Raw genomic sequence first — 2,751 nt, 5'->3', positions numbered from 1 at the left:
AAAAAGATAAGCAGCTAAATTTAACATTCTTTCAATACCATCTTTGAAAGAATAAAATGCTAATAAATTAGGAGTTTCATTATATGCTTTTGGTAATTTAATTCCTAAATTCGTATCTATATAACCAATTCCTTCCCAAAATGGGCGTATATCCTTATCTTTTCTTTGTAACTCGCTTCCTGAAGAAAATTCAACTGATAAAGTTTCATTACCTAAATCAAGCTTAATTATTGATTGGTCTTCTTGGTACGAATCACCAAACCATTCTTTCAAAGCGATTTTAACATTATCTATACTTTTGTCGTTATCAAGACCAATTTCTAAAGCGTCGGAGAAACTATCCATCCTAGCTACTCCCTCTGGTAGGTTAGTACCATAGTTCGTTTTACGACAAATTATTCTTCTAACATCAAGCCAAGTTAATAATCTTAAGTTTTTCATGACTTTCATAGTTCTCCCTCAATCCATTCTACTATTTCTAGCAATTTGTTTTCTATATCATGGTCTGTTACATCTGCGAGCGAACAACTACCACCATAGCGCCACATCTGATTAATATCCCCAGGAGTAAATTTTCTTTCATCATAGCCATTCTCTGTTTTGAGCGGTTTCATGCTTATTTGTTCTGGTAGCCTTAAATCTGTTTTTGCTGACAAACAGATTAATAGCTTGTTGATATCATGTTGGTATGCAGCAATTTCTCTACATAAATCACTTCTTGTTACCTTACGTCTCTTCATCAAAGCAGCTTTCAGCCCACATTCAACCGCGTAAAATAAAAGCAAACGATGAGCGTTAGTTCGTTGAGTATTTTCAGAAGCCGACAAATTTTCACGCCAAGCTTTCTTCATCTCTCGGTATGTAAAAGGAATTGACATTACAAAATTATCTGCCTCGCGCTGAAAAATTCACTTAAATATATTACGATAAAATTGCTTTAGTATCTACTTGTTGTATTAATATTTTTCTTGTTTTATGCTCATAACTGTCAATACTGCTCGGTTAAGGTTTTTATACCATAGCTGATTCCCTAGCCCCCCTTAAAAAGGGGGGGAAAAAGAGAAGTTTTTAGCCCCCCTTCCGCGCGGCTTTCAAGGGTAGGTATTTTAAATTCAGGCAGTAGAGAGGGTATTTTGGAAAACATCAAGTCTTGGAATTAAGGAAGGCCAAGGTTCAGGAAAAAAACCACCTAATGGTAGTGGAAGACGATTAAGTATGGCAGCTTGAATAGTTACATATCCACGACGAAAACAACTTAACCATCGGTGGGGTACGCTGTCATTGAAATTACGTCTTGCAACGTGGCTCTTTGGTAATTCATCTAAGCTACTAACAGGCATATTCGCATCCACTTTTCCCTTCGGGTTCGCCAGTTGCTTCAAGTCGGCACAGCCGCCCAACACACTGGCTCACCACCAACACTAATTTGCCATAAAGTCGCAATCGCTATTGCTAACCATTGTCTTTCAGCACGCGATGGGTCAGTAGTTTTAGTTTGATGCCAACAAAAACCACCCTTTTTACTGTCTTTAAATAAACACTCAATCCAAGACCGCATACTATACCAGCAAGCATCCGCAGCTTCAGGTGTTAAGTCGGTAACAATCAACCAAGGGTCTGTATAACCTTCATCATAACGAGCTAGCAAAGTACAATTGATTGAGTTCGTTTTAAAACAAGTAACCTTACATGAACATGATTGACCAACTTTAGGAACTAGTGTGTTTAAAGACTGCCATAACTGTTCTCCTTGTTTTTTAAATAGTCCAATCTGATTAATCCTTAGAAACGGATGCCAACCAACCGATTTAATTTGTTCATACATCCAGTCCGCGTAAAGTCCCCTATCGGCGGTAACAATAACAAACCAATTTGCTGGTACGGCGCCACTAATATGGTTAAACAGGGAAGTGCCAATGTGGTTTCCAGCTCCCTTTTTTATTTGCTTCAACTATCTTCCAGGCGATAGGAATTCCGCAACCTCTATATACGATACTAATTGCTAGAACAGTAAACCTATCACTTAAAGTTGATGCATCTGCGGCAAAAGCCAGACGTTTTTCCCCTTCTGGCCAAAGACTTAAAATCCAAGATAGTAAAGGACTAAAACAAGATGTTATGTCTAGTTCCGCGCGTCCAGTTTTAGTTTTATCTTCGGCATCCCGATACCATTCGCGCAGTTGTTGGCGTACAGTATTTTCTTTTTTACCGAGTAGTTCTGCTAAAAAGACAGATATTGTTGTCAACCCACATGATTGGGTCATGACTATTCCAAAACTCCACATTGCTAGAACAACTGCTTGAGGCTTTGTTAAATGCGGCATTTTTTCAATTACTGTTCTTGTCCACTCTCTTAATTCCTCGTTTTTTCCTACTTGCATTCCTTATCTCCTACACCCCACAAATTAGGTCTCATCCTAGATACTTCTGCGGATAGACGCTGGATAGGTATTTTACCGCCATAGGCGCCACTTTGTAAAATACCTACCCTTGAAAGCCGCGTGGAAGGGGGGTTGGGGGGATTTTATCTTAACCGAGTAGTATTGTCATAACTGTTAATGTTGGGTTGAGCCTACCCTGCAGGATATCCTTCGGATAATGGCGCACTACGTGAACGCAAAGCCACAAATATAATTTCTCCCCTCTGCTTGTAGGAGAGGTTTATTACGTTAATATGGCGCCACCCATTAGCTTTTGATGTCGATATTTTAGTTCTTCTTTCATTAAAAACCAACGCTCTAATGTCGCGTC

Annotated in this window: 4 protein-coding genes and 1 pseudogene; all 5 read right to left on the bottom strand. The window is 39.0% G+C overall.

Going from position 1 to position 2,751, the window contains the following annotated elements:
* Positions 1–441: pseudogene (locus tag AC2JBO_RS44375) on the bottom strand (ParA family protein); the annotation flags it as partial.
* Between the two features lie 5 nt (positions 442–446).
* A complete protein-coding gene (locus AC2JBO_RS44370) occupies positions 447–878 on the bottom strand; it encodes a hypothetical protein (RefSeq protein WP_496959988.1) in 432 nt (143 codons plus the stop codon).
* 234 nt (positions 879–1,112) lie between these two features.
* Entirely contained in the window at positions 1,113–1,340 is a 228-nt protein-coding gene (locus tag AC2JBO_RS44365; protein WP_496959987.1) for a hypothetical protein, read from the bottom strand.
* 38 nt (positions 1,341–1,378) lie between these two features.
* Complete coding sequence (locus AC2JBO_RS44360; protein ID WP_496959986.1) at positions 1,379–1,951, bottom strand: transposase; 573 nt, start codon at positions 1,949–1,951, stop codon at positions 1,379–1,381.
* A complete protein-coding gene (locus AC2JBO_RS44355; RefSeq protein WP_496959985.1) occupies positions 1,899–2,381 on the bottom strand; it encodes a hypothetical protein in 483 nt (160 codons plus the stop codon). The genes AC2JBO_RS44360 and AC2JBO_RS44355 overlap by 53 nt, the downstream gene beginning before the upstream one ends.
* Positions 2,382–2,751 lie beyond the last annotated feature (370 nt).

This window comes from Calothrix sp. CBUCES-K 9914 (genome assembly GCF_059640475.1).
The sequence above is the reverse complement of the archived record's forward strand: the minus strand, read 5'-3'. Positions and strand labels throughout refer to the sequence as shown.